The 17,614-nt window shown below is 43.9% G+C and carries 14 protein-coding genes; all 14 read left to right on the forward strand.

The genetic code is table 11. The features are described from left to right. Positions 1 to 8: 8 nt before the first annotated feature. The 14 genes from B9Y67_RS16360 (at position 9) to ribF (ending at position 17,494) form a co-directional block, all read left to right on the forward strand. The gene (locus B9Y67_RS16360; RefSeq protein ID WP_085508330.1) at positions 9 to 800 is read left to right on the forward strand and encodes a phosphatidate cytidylyltransferase; all 792 of its coding nucleotides are present in this window, start codon (positions 9 to 11) and stop codon (positions 798 to 800) included. 30 nt (positions 801 to 830) lie between these two features. Further along, entirely contained in the window at positions 831 to 1,976 is a 1,146-nt protein-coding gene (gene dxr / locus B9Y67_RS16365; protein ID WP_085508331.1) for a 1-deoxy-D-xylulose-5-phosphate reductoisomerase, read from the forward strand. Between the two features lie 111 nt (positions 1,977 to 2,087). Next, positions 2,088 to 3,344, forward strand: coding sequence for an RIP metalloprotease RseP (rseP, locus tag B9Y67_RS16370; protein WP_085508332.1), 1,257 nt, complete (start codon positions 2,088 to 2,090; stop codon positions 3,342 to 3,344). 142 nt (positions 3,345 to 3,486) lie between these two features. Further along, positions 3,487 to 5,190 (forward strand): proline--tRNA ligase, encoded by a 1,704-nt coding sequence (locus B9Y67_RS16375; protein ID WP_085508333.1) that lies wholly within the window; start codon positions 3,487 to 3,489, stop codon positions 5,188 to 5,190. A gap of 152 nt (positions 5,191 to 5,342) precedes the next feature. Then, positions 5,343 to 9,638, forward strand: a complete 4,296-nt coding sequence (locus B9Y67_RS16380; RefSeq protein WP_085508334.1) for a PolC-type DNA polymerase III — start codon at positions 5,343 to 5,345, stop codon at positions 9,636 to 9,638. A 290-nt stretch (positions 9,639 to 9,928) separates the two neighbouring features. After that, positions 9,929 to 10,402, forward strand: a complete 474-nt coding sequence (gene rimP / locus B9Y67_RS16385) for a ribosome maturation factor RimP (protein WP_085508335.1) — start codon at positions 9,929 to 9,931, stop codon at positions 10,400 to 10,402. 15 nt (positions 10,403 to 10,417) lie between these two features. Next, positions 10,418 to 11,533 (forward strand): transcription termination factor NusA, encoded by a 1,116-nt coding sequence (gene nusA / locus B9Y67_RS16390; protein WP_085508336.1) that lies wholly within the window; start codon positions 10,418 to 10,420, stop codon positions 11,531 to 11,533. A gap of 12 nt (positions 11,534 to 11,545) precedes the next feature. Next, the gene (gene rnpM, locus B9Y67_RS16395; protein WP_085508337.1) at positions 11,546 to 11,815 is read left to right on the forward strand and encodes an RNase P modulator RnpM; all 270 of its coding nucleotides are present in this window, start codon (positions 11,546 to 11,548) and stop codon (positions 11,813 to 11,815) included. Between the two features lies 1 nt (position 11,816). Beyond that, positions 11,817 to 12,128, forward strand: a complete 312-nt coding sequence (locus B9Y67_RS16400; protein WP_062445875.1) for a YlxQ family RNA-binding protein — start codon at positions 11,817 to 11,819, stop codon at positions 12,126 to 12,128. A 4-nt stretch (positions 12,129 to 12,132) separates the two neighbouring features. Then, positions 12,133 to 14,256, forward strand: coding sequence for a translation initiation factor IF-2 (gene infB / locus B9Y67_RS16405; RefSeq protein ID WP_085508338.1), 2,124 nt, complete (start codon positions 12,133 to 12,135; stop codon positions 14,254 to 14,256). Continuing rightward, the gene (locus B9Y67_RS16410; RefSeq protein WP_062445877.1) at positions 14,253 to 14,531 is read left to right on the forward strand and encodes a DUF503 domain-containing protein; all 279 of its coding nucleotides are present in this window, start codon (positions 14,253 to 14,255) and stop codon (positions 14,529 to 14,531) included. Before infB ends, B9Y67_RS16410 begins: the two co-directional genes overlap by 4 nt. Before the next feature lie 30 nt (positions 14,532 to 14,561). Next, positions 14,562 to 14,915, forward strand: coding sequence for a 30S ribosome-binding factor RbfA (rbfA, locus tag B9Y67_RS16415; protein WP_085508346.1), 354 nt, complete (start codon positions 14,562 to 14,564; stop codon positions 14,913 to 14,915). Between the two features lie 698 nt (positions 14,916 to 15,613). Then, a complete protein-coding gene (truB, locus tag B9Y67_RS16420) occupies positions 15,614 to 16,510 on the forward strand; it encodes a tRNA pseudouridine(55) synthase TruB (RefSeq protein WP_176224031.1) in 897 nt (298 codons plus the stop codon). A 36-nt stretch (positions 16,511 to 16,546) separates the two neighbouring features. Next, positions 16,547 to 17,494, forward strand: coding sequence for a bifunctional riboflavin kinase/FAD synthetase (gene ribF, locus B9Y67_RS16425; protein WP_085508348.1), 948 nt, complete (start codon positions 16,547 to 16,549; stop codon positions 17,492 to 17,494). Positions 17,495 to 17,614 lie beyond the last annotated feature (120 nt).

Genomic DNA, 17,614 nt, shown 5'->3' on the forward strand with positions numbered 1-17,614 from the left:
GAAGTAGCATGAAACAAAGAACGATTACAGCAATTGTCGGAGCACTTATATTTCTCCCTTTAATCATTCTGGGAGGGTGGCCATTTAAAATATTCGTCTATTTGATAGCTAGTATAGGAATATTGGAATTGATCCGAATGAAAAAGATTTCCCGATATTCCATTCCTTCTATACTGACGCTTTTGTTAATGTGGGCATTAATGTTTCCTTTCGGTCAAATATTCGGTATCGAAGAAGATGTCGTAACTAAATCTGAACTTACATTAGTTGCGGTATTATTGTTACTTAGCTATACCGTCTTAGTAAAAAACCGGTTCACTTTTGATGATGCAGGCTTTCTTCTGATTTCTGCCATCTATGTAGGAATGGGCTTCCATTACTTAATGGAAACACGGGATAGTGGTCTGGAGTATATCTTTTACGCTTTATTTGTCATTTGGGCAACGGATACAGGGGCATACTTGTTCGGACGCTCTTTCGGCAAGCATAAGCTGTGGCCGAAGATCAGCCCCAAAAAGACAGTGGAAGGTGCAGTCGGTGGCATTGTACTGGCCTGTATTGTAGCGCTCGCCTTTCAGCTTTTCTATCCGGTACACTCATCTACCATCCTTGTGTTGATTGTAACCGTAGTTGTATCTTTTTTTGGCCAGATTGGAGATCTTGTCGAATCTGCCTTTAAACGTCACTATGCAGTAAAAGACTCTGGCAGTATTCTTCCAGGTCACGGTGGTGTACTCGACCGGTTTGATAGTTTAATTTTCATTTTACCTGTATTACATTTCATAAATTTCATTTCATAGCATTCAATAGAAGTGGGAGAGATTTATCATATGAAGCAAATTACGTTGCTCGGGGCCACTGGATCCATTGGCATCCAGACGCTGGAAGTCATTCGGCTGCATCCTGATCATTTCTCGGTCTATGCGCTTGCTTTTGGCAAAAATATTGAAAAAGCATTACCGCTGATCAAAGAATTTTCACCAAAAGTAGTCGTCGTCCAGGATAAAACGATTAAAGAACAAGTGGAAAGTGAATTCCCTGCTATCCAAGTATTACTGGGAACGGAAGGTATGATTGCAGCAAGCACAGCAGCTGATGTGGATGTGCTGGTCAATGCTGTCATGGGCAGTGTAGGTCTTCCGGCAACCCTTGCGGCAATTGAAGCGCAGAAAGTCATTGCCATTGCTAATAAAGAAACGCTTGTAACAGCAGGCCATCTGGTAATGGAAGCAGCTAATAGATATAACGTGGATCTTTTACCAGTGGACAGTGAGCATTCTGCAATTTTTCAAAGCTTGAATGGGGAAAGACCGGATACGATTGAACGTCTGGTTTTGACAGCTTCCGGTGGAAGTTTCAGGGACAAGACAAGGGAAGAACTGAAAGGTGTTACGGTAGAAGATGCCTTGAATCACCCGAACTGGAGCATGGGAGCCAAGATTACGATTGATTCCGCTTCGATGATGAATAAAGGATTGGAAGTAATTGAAGCGCACTGGCTCTTTGATATACCTTACGAACAGATTGATGTTATACTTCATAGAGAGAGTGTCATTCATTCCATGGTTGAATACAAGGATAGAAGTGTCATTGCACAATTAGGTACACCAGACATGAAAGTTCCGATTCAATATGCACTCACTTACCCGGACCGTCTTGATTTATCCATGACCAAACGGTTAAACTTAGAAGAAATTGCAACCTTGCACTTTCAGCCGATGGATTATGAACGTTTTCGCTGTTTGAAGTTAGCATTTCAGGCAGGAAAAGAAGGTGGGTCGATGACTACCGTTCTAAATGCCGCCAATGAGCAGGCTGTTGAACTATTCCTGAAAGGGAAAATCTCGTTTCTGGATATAGAGACCTTGATTGAACAAGCTTTAGAAAGCCACCAGACCATTGACAAGCCTGATTTAGACACGATTCTAGCGATTGATCAGGAAACAAGAAGCCAGGTGTGCTCGTATTTAAAATAAAACCCTGTTAAATGTTGTTGTTGATAGTTTCAGTCTTTCCTGTGTCTGAGTTTGACTTGGTAACTATCAATAGAAAGATTTAACAGCGATGAAAAAGGAAGGTGCTTCTTTTTGACGACTGTTATTGCTTTTATACTCATGTTCGGTGTTCTTGTATTTGTGCATGAGTGGGGCCATCTGATCTTTGCCAAGAGGGCAGGGATGCTTGCAAGGGAATTCGCGATCGGCTTCGGTCCGAAAATATTTGCCTTCACGCGAAATGAAACGCTATATACCATTCGTCTGCTCCCTGTCGGCGGTTATGTAAGAGTCGCAGGAGAAGACCCGGAAATCATCGAATTGAAAGCAGGACATCACGTTGGTTTGGAATTCAATGATCAAGGCAAAGTCAATAAGATCATTGTCAATAACAAATCCAAACATCCAAACGCGCGTGTGATCGAAGTGGAAAAAGCGGACCTCGACCACCGCCTGGTTATCGAAGGATATGAAATTGATGAAGATGAAAAGCTGTTTTTTGAAGTAGATCCTAAAGCCTTCTTTGTAATGGATGAGAAGGAAACACAAATTGCCCCATATAATCGGCAATTCGCATCCAAAACGGTAGGTCAGCGTGCCATGCAGCTGTTTGCTGGTCCGATGATGAACTTTGTCTTAGCGATTATCATCTTTTTCATCCTCGGTTTCATCCAGGGGGTTCCGGTAAACGAAGCACAAATCGGAAATATCGTCGAGGATACACCTGCGGAGCAGGCAGGTTTGCAACAAGGGGATAAGATTGTCGCCATTGAAGGCCAGCAGGTAGCAACCTGGGATGAGTTTACTGAAATTGTGAGAAACAACCCGGATACAGAGATGGATTTTACTGTAATAAGGAATGGACAAGAGCAGGAATTTTCCGTTACACCGGCAGCAATTGAACAACAGGATGTTAAAATAGGGCAAATTGGTGTTGAAAGGGCCTTTGAGGATTCCTTCCTGAAAACGATCCAATTTGGTTTCACACAAACCTATGATTGGACGGTGCTGATTCTCACCAATTTAGGGAAGCTGGTAACCGGCCAGTTTTCACTGGATATGCTGTCTGGGCCTGTGGGCATTTATGATGCCACAGACAAAGTTGTGCAGACCGGTATCATCAATTACCTGATGTGGTCGGCAATATTAAGCATTAATCTTGGTATCGTCAATCTGCTGCCATTGCCAGCACTTGATGGTGGACGGCTTTTATTCGTGGGAGTTGAAGCAATTAGAGGAAAGCCGATTGATCCACAGAAAGAAGGCGTGGTGCACTTTATTGGTTTTGCACTGCTAATGCTATTGATGCTGGTAGTAACCTGGAATGATATTCAACGCCTATTCCTCTGATAACTGATCTTCTGTTACAATAGAAAGAGGAAAGCAGGTTTTATCAGTAACGAAACGAATGCAAAGTCTGCTGGAAGTGGAGGGTTTACTACCCTTTACTTCCAGTTTTCTATCACGTAGTAATGAATAGGGGTGTTTTATTATGAGGCAAAGTGAAATGTTATTACCGACTTTACGTGAAACCCCAGCCGATGCTGAAATAAAAAGCCACCAGCTTTTAGTCAGGGCAGGCTATATTCGCCAGATTGCATCTGGTGTGTACAGTTTCTTACCGATCGGTCGCAGAGTGTTGCGTAAAGTAGAAGATATCGTCAGAGATGAAATGGAAAAAGCGGGAGCTCATGAGATGCTTATGGCTGCTTTACAGCCAGCTGAACTGTGGAAAGAAACGGGTCGCTGGGATACATTCGGTCCAGAGCTGATGCGCCTTCACGATCGTCATGAACGGGAATTCGCACTAGGTGCAACTCATGAGGAAGTAATTACAAGCATTGTCCGTGATGAAGTGAAAAGCTATAAAAAGCTGCCACTTACTGTTTATCAAATTCAAAATAAATTCCGTGATGAAAAGCGTCCGCGTTTTGGATTACTCCGGGGCCGCGAGTTTTTAATGAAAGATGCCTATTCTTTCCATGATTCTTTCGAAAGCCTTGATGGTACATATCAAAGATTATTCGATGCTTATTCCAACATTTTTCGTCGCTGTGGTTTGAATTTTCGGGCGGTAATAGCAGACTCAGGTGCAATGGGCGGTAAAGACACCCATGAATTCATGGTGTTGTCAGAAGTCGGTGAAGATACAATCGCATATTCGGATACTTCCCGCTATGCCGCAAACATAGAAATGGCACCTGTCATCACCGAGTATGAAAAGTCGAATGAAACTCCGAAAGAGATGGAGAAAGTAGCCACTCCTGACCAGAAGACGATGCAGCAAGTTGCTGATTATCTCGGCCATGGATTGAATCAGGGCTTGAAATCGATCATGTTCAAAGTGGACGACCGGTTTGTTATGGTCGTTACCCGCGGAGACCATGAAGTAAATGATGTAAAGCTGAAAAACCTGTATGATGCCAGTCTGATTGATCTTGCTTCCGAAGAGGATACAAGAAAGCTGATGGGCGCAGGGTTCGGCTCCCTCGGTCCTGTAGATGTACCGGAGGAAGTAGAAGTGGTTGCTGACTTTGCGGTTGAAGCGATGGTCAATACGACCTGTGGAGCTAATGAAGAAGGATACCACTATGTCAATGTGACACCGGGTAAAGATTTCTCTATCGATAAATATGCTGACTTGCGTTTTATTAAAGAAGGCGACCCTTCGCCAGATGGAGAAGGCAAAATCAAGTTTGCCCGAGGTATTGAAGTAGGACATGTCTTCAAATTGGGTAAGTTCTACGCCGAGAAAATGGATGCTTCCTACCTGAATGACCAGGGGAAAGCGAACACGATGATCATGGGATGTTATGGCATCGGAGTATCTCGTACGCTGGCATCGATCGTGGAGCAGTATCATGACGAAGATGGAATCACATGGCCGGCAAATGTTGCTCCTTACCAGGTTCATTTATTGACATTGAACCCTAAAAAAGAAGAGCAGTCGGTACTCGGAGAAGAATTATACCAAAAGCTTCAGGCTCAGGGAATTGAAGTTTTATATGATGATCGGAAAGAACGTCCAGGTGTCAAATTTGCAGACAGCGACTTGATCGGTATCCCGCTCCGGATAACAGTCGGAAAGCGTGCTGGTGAAGGCATTGTAGAGTTCAAGGAACGTGCGACAAAAGAGCAGCTCGAACTTGAAACCGACCAGGTCATCGATCAAGTAAAAACATTCCTTGGCAAATAGGAAAAGAATTTCATCTTGATTAAGTGGATATACCCTTGCTACATTTATTATGCGAGGGTATATTTTATTGCACGGAATGAAAATCAATTGGATTAATTTAGAAAAGCGGCATTCAGTTTGTAAAGGCTGCAGATACACTGGGAGGAATCATCGTGGGAGTTTCAAGTAGAGAGAAGATGGAGTTGTTATTCGAACAGATTCAGTTTCCTGAAGAGCTGGCAGAGGAGCATATGGGAAAGAGTTCTTTAAAGAAATTGGACGTTTTTACGCAAACAAAAACGTGGCACTTTCATTTTCAACTGGAATGCCCGCTGCCTCCATCTGTTTATCAGTTATTCACAACGAAATTGCAGGAAGGGTTCAGGCATATAGCTGAAGTAGTGGACTGGACGATGCATACCGATCAACAATCGCTTGAAGAACAAGACCTGCTGGATTATTGGAAATGTTTTGTCACTACTGTTCCTCAGCTGTCTCCTGCTTATAAGGATCTTGTCTTGGAACAACAACCAGAAATAAACGGTAATAAGATTATGTTAACCTGCAGGAATGAAGCAGAGAGTCACGCTGTCAGGAAGCGGCTGCATGAACCGCTGCTCTCCTTCTGCAAAAAAGTGGGTATCACGCCTTGCACGATCACCACTAAAGTGAAAAGTCAGGAAGAAGAAATCAAGAAGTTTCAGCAGGAGCGCCAAAAAGAAGATCAATTATTTGTCCAGCAGGCCGTCAAGGAAAAAGAGGAACGGGCAAAACAACAGAGCGAAGGACAGCATGAAGGACCTGTCATGATCGGTTATAACATCCAGGAAGAACCTGATAAGATGAGCGATATCCTTGAAGAAGAACGCAGGAAAATCGTACAAGGTCACATCTTTGATGTCGAAGTAAAAGAGCTTCGTTCCGGACGTCACCTCCTGCTATTAAAAGTGACGGACTACACGGATTCCTTTTCTATCAAAATGTTCTCCCGCGGTGATGATCATGCGGAACAATTTAAGGCGATTAAAAAAGGAATGTGGATTAAAGCCCGTGGAAGTATCCAAACGGATAATTTCACTTCAGAACTGACCATGATGGCAAACGATATTAATGAAATCAAGCCATCCCTGCGCGTCGATGAGGCACCGGAAGGAGAAAAGCGAGTCGAGCTCCATGCCCATACTACCATGAGCCAAATGGATGCGCCGGTAGCCCCGGGTCGTCTGATCGAAACGGCTGCACGTTGGGGCCATGAAGCGATTGCTATTACAGACCATGCAGTAGTACAGGCTTATCCGGAAGCCCATAGTGCAGGTAGTAAACATGGGATAAAAATCATCTACGGAGTTGAAGCAAATCTCGTTGATGATGGTGTACCAATCGCTTATGAAGAGCAGGACAGGGAACTTGCGACTGATACGTACGTCGTATTTGACGTTGAAACCACGGGTCTGTCTGCTGTTTATGACAAAATCATTGAACTGGCAGCTGTAAAAGTAAAAGATGGTGACATCATCGATCGTTTTGAATCATTCGCGAATCCGCACCATCCATTATCCCAGACAACGACTGATTTAACAGGTATCACCGATGATATGGTAAAAGATGCCCCGGAAATCGAAGATGTACTAAAAGATTTCCATGAGTGGACAGGAGACTCGATCCTTGTCGCCCATAATGCCAGCTTTGATATGGGCTTCCTTAATGCAGGATACAAAAATATCGGCCTCGGGAAGTCTGAGTTACCTGTAATCGATACATTGGAACTTGCTCGTCTGTTGGTTCCGGAGCTGAAGAATCATCGGTTGAACACGTTATGTAAGTTCTTTGATATCGAACTCACTCAGCACCACCGTGCGATTTATGATGCCGAAGCAACTGGGTACCTATTATGGAAGCTTGTCAAGAAGGCACTGGAAAGAGGAATTACTAATCATAAGAACTTGAATGATTATATGGGGGAAGGGAATGCCTATCAACGCTCCCGGCCTTTCCATTGTACACTGTTAGCGACAAATGAGACCGGATTGAAGAATATCTACCGCCTTGTTTCCCATGCGCATATTGATTATTTTTACCGGGTGCCGAGAATACCAAGATCGAAATTATCCAAACTGCGTGAAGGCATCCTGATTGGCTCCGGTTGCGATAAAGGTGAAGTTTTTGAAACGATGATGCAAAAGTCGGAAGAAGAAGCAGAAAAGACCGCTGAATATTACGACTATATTGAAATACAGCCACCCGGAAACTATCGACATTTGATAGAAAAAGAGCTCGTGCAGAATGAAGCACAGATTTTTGATATTTTAAAGAAACTGGTGGCCATGGCAGAACGTCTGGGCAAGAAAGCAGTGGTTACCGGGAATACGCATTACATTGAACCGCATGAAAAGATGTACAGACAGATTCTAATATCCTCTCAGAATGGTAATCCATTGAATCGTCAAACGTTGCCAGAGGTTCATTTTAAGACAACAAACGAACTGATAGATGATTTTACATTTCTAGGTAAAGAAAAGGCGAAAGAGGTTGTTGTCACTAATACTAAGGCAATAGCAAATCAAGTGGAAGAGGTCTCTCCGGTAAAAGAGGACCTTTATACGCCTAATATTGAAGGTGCCGACCAGGAAATCAGGGAAATGTCTTACAATAAAGCGAAGAGCCTTTATGGAGATGAGTTGCCTGAACTGGTAGAGAAACGATTAGAAAAAGAATTAGACAGTATTATCGGGCACGGGTTCGCTGTCATCTACTTGATTTCTCAAAAGCTCGTGAAGAAATCGTTGGATGATGGCTATCTGGTCGGTTCCAGGGGATCGGTTGGTTCCTCTTTCGTTGCCACGATGACGGGAATTACGGAAGTGAATCCACTGCCTCCGCATTATGTATGTCCGCACTGCAGAGAGCCTGAATTTTTCACGGACGGGTCAGTGGGGAGCGGATTTGACCTTCCTGAAAAAGATTGCCCTACATGCGGGGAATCTATGAATAAGGATGGTCAGGATATCCCATTTGAAACCTTCCTGGGGTTTAAAGGAGATAAAGTCCCCGATATTGATTTGAACTTCTCCGGTGAATATCAGCCACAGGCGCATAACTATACGAAGGTGCTGTTCGGTGAAGACAAAGTTTATCGTGCCGGTACGATCGGTACGATCGCAGAAAAGACGGCGTATGGTTATGTGAAAGGATATGCCGGAGACCATCAATTGCAATATAAAAATGCGGAAATCGATCGTCTTGTCCAGGGATGCACCGGTGTGAAACGGACCAGCGGTCAGCACCCGGGTGGTATTATCGTGGTGCCCGATGATAAGGAGATTTATGATTTCACTCCAATTCAGTACCCAGCGGATGATACGAAAGCAGAATGGCGTACGACTCACTTTGACTTCCATTCCATCCACGATAACCTCTTGAAGCTCGATATACTCGGACACGATGATCCGACGGTTATCCGAATGCTTCAGGATTTGAGCGGCATTGACCAGAAAGAAATTCCGGTTGATGACCCGGAAGTAATGAAAATCTTCAGTGGGCCGGAAGCGCTCGGCGTAACTGCTGATGAAATACTTTGTAAGACTGGTACGCTTGGTGTTCCGGAATTCGGCACACGTTTTGTCCGTCAGATGCTTGAGGATACCAGCCCGAAAACATTTGCGGAACTGGTCATTATCTCAGGCCTGTCCCACGGTACGGATGTATGGCTGGGTAATGCCCAGGAATTGATCAATGACGGCATCTGTACACTGCCGGAAGTAATCGGGTGCCGTGATGATATCATGGTGTATCTGATGCACAAAGGGCTTGAACCATCCCTTGCCTTTAAGATCATGGAATTTGTCCGTAAAGGGCGCGGCCTCCAGGATGAGTGGATTGAAGAAATGAAAAAACACGGGGTGCCAGACTGGTACATTGATTCCTGTAAGAAAATTAAATACATGTTCCCGAAAGCCCACGCGGCTGCCTATGTATTGATGGCTGTACGGATCGCTTACTTCAAGGTCCACTATCCAATTTACTTCTATGCTGCCTACTTTACAGTCCGTGCCAGTGATTATGAACTGGAAACCATGGTCAAGGGTGCAGATGCAATCAGGAAGCGGATTGAAGAGATTCTGGCAAAAGGAAATGACGCCTCTCCAAAAGAGAAGAGTTTACTTACTGTACTCGAGCTATCTCTTGAAATGTGTCAGCGCGGCTATTCCTTCCAGACCGTAGACCTTTATAAATCCAGTGCCAGTGAGTTCCTTGTAGAAGGAAATACATTGATCCCGCCTTTCAACGCGATCGATGGTCTTGGCACGAATGCTGCTATCAACATCGTAAATGCGAGGGAAGAAGGAGAATTCCTGTCTAAACAGGATCTGCGGGAAAGGAGCCGTATTTCAAAGACGGTTCTTGAATACCTGGACCAGCAGGGCTGCCTGGAAGGCATGCCGGAAGAGAATCAATTGTCCTTATTCTGATTGGTATGAAGGTGCTTTCTTGCATTAAAAAGGAACGTATGGTATATTTTTAATGGTTAGAAAAGTGATACGGAGGACGACGAAAGAGTGGGGCAACCCGCTCTTTCGTTTATCTTTACGGTTATTTTTCTGTTTCGATTTCGCACCTGTCTGTGCACTACACTTGCTGTAGTGCCGTATTTTTGTGGATGACTGCCTGTAACAAATGCTTACTGATTAGTTCAAAAGAATTACATGATAGGAAATGATTATATTAGAAATACTAAGGATAAGAAAAAGGAGGGAACGACATGGGTGACAATGTTATACGCTTGACAGAAGAGCTGGTTCAGCCGGTACTCGAAGAGATGAACCTGGAGCTCGTCGACGTTGAATTCAAAAAAGAAGGAAAGAACTGGTTCCTTCGTGTATTTGTAGATAAGGAAGATGGCGTAGACATCGAGGAATGTGGGTATGTATCTGAACAGCTTAGTGAAAAGCTGGATGACGTGGATCCGATAGAATTCCCTTATTTTCTCGAAGTAGCATCGCCGGGGGCGGAACGGCCTTTGAAAACCAAACAAGCGTTTGAAAAGAACGTCGGCCGCCGTGTCCATGTAAAGCTATATGAACCGATGAGTGGCGAAAAAGAATTTGAAGGTGATTTGACTTCCTTTGAAAATGAGGTCGCCACCATTACTTACAAAATTAAAACAAAGACAAAAACAGTTGAAATTCCGTACGATAAGATTGCTAAAGCCCGTTTAGCAGTGAGTTTCAATTAAAGGGGGAGAAGATAGTTGAGCAACGAACTTTTTGATGCTATCCATTTTTTAGAAAAGGAAAAAGGCATTGATAAAGATGTATTAATCGACGCTTTGGAAGCTGCCTTGATTTCGGCGTATAAAAAGAACTTCAATTCAGCTACCAATGTTCGTGTAGATTTGAACGAGGATGCAGGAACCATGAAAGTTTACGCCCGTAAAACGGTAGTAGATGAAGTGGATGACCCGCAGGAAGAGATTTCAACAGAAGAAGCAAAAGAAATCAATCCTAATTATGAATTGGAAGATGTTATCGAAGTAGAAGTCACACCAAAAGATTTCGGCCGTATTGCTGCACAGGCAGCCAAACAAGTGGTGACACAGCGCGTACGTGAAGCGGAACGCGGAGTCATTTATGGTGAATACAGTGATCGGGAAGAAGATGTTATGACAGGGATCATCCAACGGAAGGATCCTCGCTTTATCTATGTGAACCTTGGTAAAATTGAAGCCCGTCTTCCAGAAGCGGAACAAATGCCGACAGAGACCTATGAAGTCCATGATCGCCTTAAGGTATTGGTTACGAAAGTCGAAAATACCAATAAAGGGCCACAGATTTATGTTTCCCGTACCCATCCAGGCCTATTGAAACGTTTGTTTGAGATGGAAGTACCGGAGATTTTCGACGGTACAGTGGAAGTGAAGTCTGTAGCTCGTGAAGCTGGAGACAGATCCAAAATTTCCGTCCATGCGGAAGATCCGGAAGTGGATCCGGTTGGTTCCTGTGTCGGCCAGCGAGGCCAGCGTGTGCAGGCAATCGTAAATGAATTGAAAGGCGAAAAGATTGATATTGTGCAGTGGTCCGAGGATCCAGTGACTTACGTATCCAATGCCTTGAGCCCGTCGAAAGTGGTAAAAGTGCTGGTCAATGAAGAAGAAAAGGCTACTACTGTCATCGTGCCGGACTATCAACTGTCCCTTGCGATTGGTAAACGAGGGCAAAATGCCCGTCTTGCCGCAAAACTGACAGGATGGAAAATTGATATTAAGAGTGAATCAGAAGCAGAAGAAGAAGGCCTGTTAGATGATAATCTGCAAGAAGATGAAGCAGTTGATGCTTTTTCTGAATCTGACGAAGAACGCTTTGAATAAGGAGTGGTAATAATGGCTGCTTCAAGAAAGATTCCATTGCGTAAATGTGTCGTAACAAAAGAAATGAAGCCGAAACAACAGCTGATCCGCGTGGTACGCAACAAAGAAGGAGAAGTCTTTGTTGATCCAAGCGGAAAGAAAAATGGCAGAGGCGCCTACATTTCAAAGGATCCAAAGGTCATTGAAACCGCTCAGGATCAGGATGTCTTAAGCCGTCAGCTGAATACAAAAGTCGATCATACGATTTATGAAGAACTGAAATCAATGGCTGGAGAGCAGTAACATGCAAAAAGCATTGAATTTATTAGGACTTGCCTATCGTGCTGGCAAGTGCACGCTTGGTGAAGAACTAATCACCAGGGATATCCAGAAGAAAAAAGCAAAGCTTGTCTGGATAGCGGAAGATACCGGCTATCAGACGAAAAAGAAGCTGATAGATAAATGCAGCTTTTATAACATACCCTACTATCTTGCGGCCGACAGGGATACATTATCCCAGGCTATTGGTAAGGAGGGGAGAGTCGCGATCGCAGTTCTTGACCAAGGATTTGCGAAAAAGTTGCAATCGCTGCTCGATGAATCTATTCGGGGGTGAACGTATGAGTAAGATGCGAGTATATGAATATGCGAAGAAAAATGAAATGACAAGTAAGAAAGTGATCGATAAATTGGGGTCGTTGAATATTGAGGTATCCAATCACATGTCAACGATTACCGATGACACCAAAGCCAAGCTGGATCAGGAATTCGGGTTTGTAAAGGAAGAACAAAAACCGGCTGAACAAAAAAGTAACTCCAACAAACAGAACACACATAAACAAAATAACAAAAACAGCCAGCAAAACAAGCAAGCTAACAACAAGAAAAATTCAAACCAAAATAAGAAAAAGAGCAATAATCAGAAGAAAAACAAAAAGCAGGACCGTAAGCAGCAACAACAGCAACAGCAAAAACCTGCTTCTAAAGGGACACCGGATAAGATTCTTTTCTCTGGTACACTAACCGTTGCTGAACTGGCTGACAAATTGAACAAAGATACTTCTGAAATCATCAAAAAGTTGATGATGCTTGGAGTAATGGCAACGAAAAACCAGGATTTAGATGTCGATGCCATTGAATTGATCTGTTCAGAATATGACGTAGAAGTCGAAGAAGAAGTACAAGTAGATGAAACAGATATCGAGAACTATCAATTTGAAGACGCTCCAGAAGACTTGGAAGAGCGTCCTGCCGTTGTTACAATCATGGGCCACGTCGACCATGGTAAAACGACATTACTTGATTCCATCCGTGATACTAAAGTAACAGAAGGTGAAGCTGGAGGTATTACGCAGCACATCGGAGCCTATCAAGTGGAAGAAAACGGAAAGAAAATCACTTTCCTTGATACACCAGGTCACGCCGCGTTTACAAGCATGCGTTCCCGTGGTGCTCAGGTTACCGATATTGCAATTTTAGTAGTTGCAGCAGACGATGGAGTCATGCCACAGACTGTAGAGGCTATCAACCATGCCAAAGCAGCTGAGGTACCGATCATTGTTGCTGTCAACAAAATGGATAAAGAAGGCGCCAACCCGGACCGCGTCATGCAGGAACTCATGGAATATGAGTTGATTTCAGAGGATTTCGGTGGCGAAACCATTTTTGTCAAGATGTCAGCAGTCAAACATGAAGGCATTGATGATCTCTTAGAAATGATTGTCCTTGTATCTGAAATGGAAGAATTGAAAGCCAACCCTAACCGTCCGGCTTATGGTACAGTTATCGAAGCAGAACTTGATAAAGGCCGTGGCTCTGTTGCGACCTTGCTTGTTCAAAATGGTACATTGAATGTAGGAGATCCACTCGTAGTCGGGAATACTTTCGGTCGTGTCCGTGCCATGGTTAACGACCTTGGCCGCCGCGTAAAATCTGTCGGTCCTTCCACACCTGTGGAAATCACCGGCTTGAATGATGTACCGCAGGCTGGAGACCGCTTCCTGGCATTTGAAGATGAAAAGAAAGCACGTGCCATTGGAGAAGCCCGTCAGCAGAAACAAATCGAAGCACAGCGTAGTGACAAAACAAAAGTCAGCCTGGATGATTTGTTTGAACAAATCAAACAGGGGGATATTAAGGATATCAATCTGATTGTTAAAGCCGACGTACAAGGATCTGTGGAAGCACTTGCTTCTTCCCTTGAAAAAATTGATGTCGAAGGTGTTAAAGTCAACATCATCCATACCGGTGTCGGTGCTATTAATGAATCAGATATCAATCTGGCATCTGCCTCAAATGGTATCGTAATCGGGTTCAATGTCCGTCCGGATGCTAATGCTAAAAAAGCAGCAGAATCTGAAGATGTGGAAATCCGTCTACACCGTGTCATTTACAAAGTAATTGAAGAAATTGAAGCAGCTATGAAAGGAATGCTTGACCCTGAGTATGAAGAAAAAATCATCGGTCAGGTGGAAGTTCGGGAAACATTTAAAGTGTCCAAAATCGGCACCATCGCAGGTGGTTATGTCACCGACGGTAAAATCACAAGAAACTCAGGTGTGCGTATCGTTCGTGACGGCGTCGTCATCTTTGAGGGTGAAATTGACACCTTGAAGCGTTACAAAGACGATGTCAAAGAAGTGGCACAAAACTACGAGTGTGGGATTACCATCAAAAATTATAATGACATCAAAGAAGGCGACATCATTGAAGCGTTTGTTATGGAGGAAGTTGAACGTACATGATTCTAAGCGCAGAAATCGAGTGCTTCATTTATGACGCACAATCGTTGAAGGAGAAACGTTCTGTCCTCAAGCGGATAACGACCAGGCTGCAAAATGAATTCAATGTTGCTGTAAGCGAGCTCGAACATCAGGATTTGTGGCAGCGGACAGTCATCGGAATCGTGACGATTTCAAGCGACCGTGTTCAGGCAGAACGCCTCATTCAGCAAGCGTTATCCTTCATTGATTCATTTCCTGAAATTGAAAGGGCAGAAACGACCATCGAATGGTGCTGATGCTGCCTGGTCAAGGAAGAGGTGGAAGAGATGAGTGATTTACGAGCCAATCGTGTAGCAGAACAGATGAAGAAGGAACTCGGAGACATTATCAGTAAGAAAATCAAAGACCCTCGCGTCGGTTTTGTTACGGTTACAGATGTAGATGTCACCGGTGACCTTCAACAAGCGAAAGTTTATATCTCTGTATTAGGCAATGACAAGCAACAGCAAGACACATTACTTGGATTAGCAAAGGCAAAAGGGTTCATCCGTTCCGAAATCGGGAAAAGGATCCGCCTTCGCAAAACGCCAGAGATAGCTTTTGAATTTGATGAAGCAATTGAACGTGGTAATCGAATTGAAGCAATTTTACGCGATTTGAATGATACAGATAGCAAATAATCAAGACGAGACTGTCCTTTTCAACCTGCTCTTTTGCCCTTATGTACAGCTGCCTGAGGAACCCACTGTATCAGGAAGGGCATAGAGAGGAGACAAAAGTGACAGTCTTTTCTTTTTGATGCGGCCTGTTAAATCTCGGGTTAATTTACATTGAAGACTTAGTTTCAGGATATATTTGTTTCCATTACGGCAGTGACGGTAGGGAGGTCCGGGAAATTACTCTCTTTCCATGGGCGTACGGTGAGCTTCCTCGGGCATAAAGCCCTGCGGGATCTCACCATGTACTATCCTCCCATTGGAGTCTCGCAATTTCCCGGACCTCCTTGCGTTTAAGAGAGAAAAGGAAACAACGATATGCTGTCCTTCAAACAAAGGGAGAGCTACTTGTAATTGTAGAAGACAATCTCATCAAAGGGCTTCTTTTCTCTTGTCCTTAGGATGGGGTGGCTGGGAAACTGCGAGACTCCCACGGGAGAAGGAGCCAGGCGAGACCCCGCAAGGAGTGAAACGACTGAGGAGGCTTGCCGGTTCCCCCGCAGGAAAGCGAGTAGTTTCCCAGCCACCCCTGACGCTATCATGATAAAGAAGCCATGATATCTCGAAAACAAGTCTTCGACTTTTTGGATATTTAATTCGATTAAATCAATGGTATTTAACAGAGCTTTTTTACTTTAAAATAAGATAGCGAGGTGGATATAGTGGACGGTATACTGCCAGTTTGGAAACCAAAGGGCTGGACATCCCACGACTGTGTCATGAAGGTACGTAAAATCCTACATACGAAAAAAGTTGGACACACCGGCACCCTGGATCCTGATGTGGAAGGGGTACTTCCGCTTTGTATCGGCCGGGCAACAAAAATCGTCCCTTTTTTGACCGATACCACAAAAGTCTATGAAGCAGTCGTAACATTGGGCGTGGCAACCGACACAGAGGACAGTTCCGGTGAAGCAGTCGAAACGAAAGAAGTTGCTGAGGTGTTTGATGAAGAGCAAGTCAAAGGAGTTTTACAGACTTTTCAAGGAGAAATCAAACAAATCCCTCCGATGTATTCTGCGGTCAAAATAAAAGGAAAAAAACTGTACGAGTATGCAAGAGAAGGGAAAATAGTTGAACGTCCAGCCCGTGAGGTTTATATTCATAATATAGAAATGCTGGGAACGATCAATTATGAAGACGGGAAAGCGAGTTTTCCTTTTCGGGTAGTTTGTTCTAAAGGCACCTATATCCGAACATTATGTGTCGATATCGGAAAAGCCATCGGATATCCAGCACACATGTCATTTCTTGAACGCACCCGTACGGGCGATATCAGAAAAGAAGATTGTTATCAGATCGAAGACATCGAGAAGCTGGCTGAGCAGGGAGCCTATGACCAACTGCTGCTGCCGCTTGAAAGAGGGTTGAATCATTTGGATTCCTGGCAGGTTGATAAAGAAACAAGTGAGAGGGTCCAACACGGCCAAGTCCTCCCGGCTCCGGCACAATCTTTTGAACGTGATATTTTTCAAGTCAAATATCAGGGTAAGGTTCTGGCAATCTATCAATTCCATCCGGAAAAGCAAGGCAAAGTAAAGCCGGTACGAGTTTTTTGATTCGTGCTTTATCTGTAATAAAAGTAGGTGAACATCGTGAAAATTACCGAATTGAAATATCCCCATGACTTTAATAAAGAAGATTTCCCTCCTTCTGTTCTGGCCCTCGGCTTTTTTGACGGCGTCCATAAAGGCCATCAGGAGCTGATTAGTACTTCAGTGGAAAAGGCAAGGGAAACGGGATTAAATAGTGCTGTGATGACATTTTACCCTCATCCATCCGTTGTGTTGAAAAAACAGGAACAGCACGTTGCCTACATTACTCCTATGCGGGAGAAGCAGCAAGTTCTTGAAGAACTGGGCGTCGAGCAATTGTTCATTGTTAAATTTGACGAACAGCTGGCGGATTTATTGCCCCAGGAATTTGTTGATCACTTTCTCATTCAATTGAATGTACGGCATGTTGTGGCAGGTTTTGATTACAGCTATGGAAGGATGGGGCGTGGCAACATGGAAACACTGCCGTTCCATTCCAGGGGAATGTTTGACCAGACAGTGATTGATAAAGTGGAAGATCATGGAGAAAAAATCAGCTCTACCCGAATTCGCCGTGAATTGAAGCAAGGGAATATGTCAGAGGTAGCCAGGCTGCTCGCTCGTCCTTTTTCTACGTACGGGAAGGTAGTACAGGGAGATCAGCGAGGGAGGACGATTGGTTTTCCAACAGCAAATATAGCATTGAACGAAGATTACCTGCTGCCAAAGGTAGGGGTTTATGCTGTCCGTGTAAAATATAAGGGTAAACTTTATCCAGGTATGGCCAACCTTGGATTTAAACCGACTTTCAACGAGGATAAAGAGAAGCCTAATTTAGAAGTATATATCTTTGATTTTTCCGGTAATATTTATAACGAAGGACTCGATGTATACTGGCATGCTTTCATCCGTGATGAAAAGAAGTTCAACGGGGTCGAAGCACTTGTTGAACAATTGAAACAGGATGAAAGACATATCCGTCAATTTTTCATAGAGAACATGAACTAATCCTTGCATTTTTGCAGCAAAAGTTGTACCCTTAAATACGGAACCTTCGCTTGGCAACGCGTTCCTCCAACGCTTGCTCGGGGAAAGGGAATTTTTATAGAAATCCAGGAGGTGTAGCCG

This window comes from Thalassobacillus devorans (assembly GCF_900176565.1).
GTDB lineage: Bacteria > Bacillota > Bacilli > Bacillales > Halobacillaceae > Thalassobacillus > Thalassobacillus devorans_A.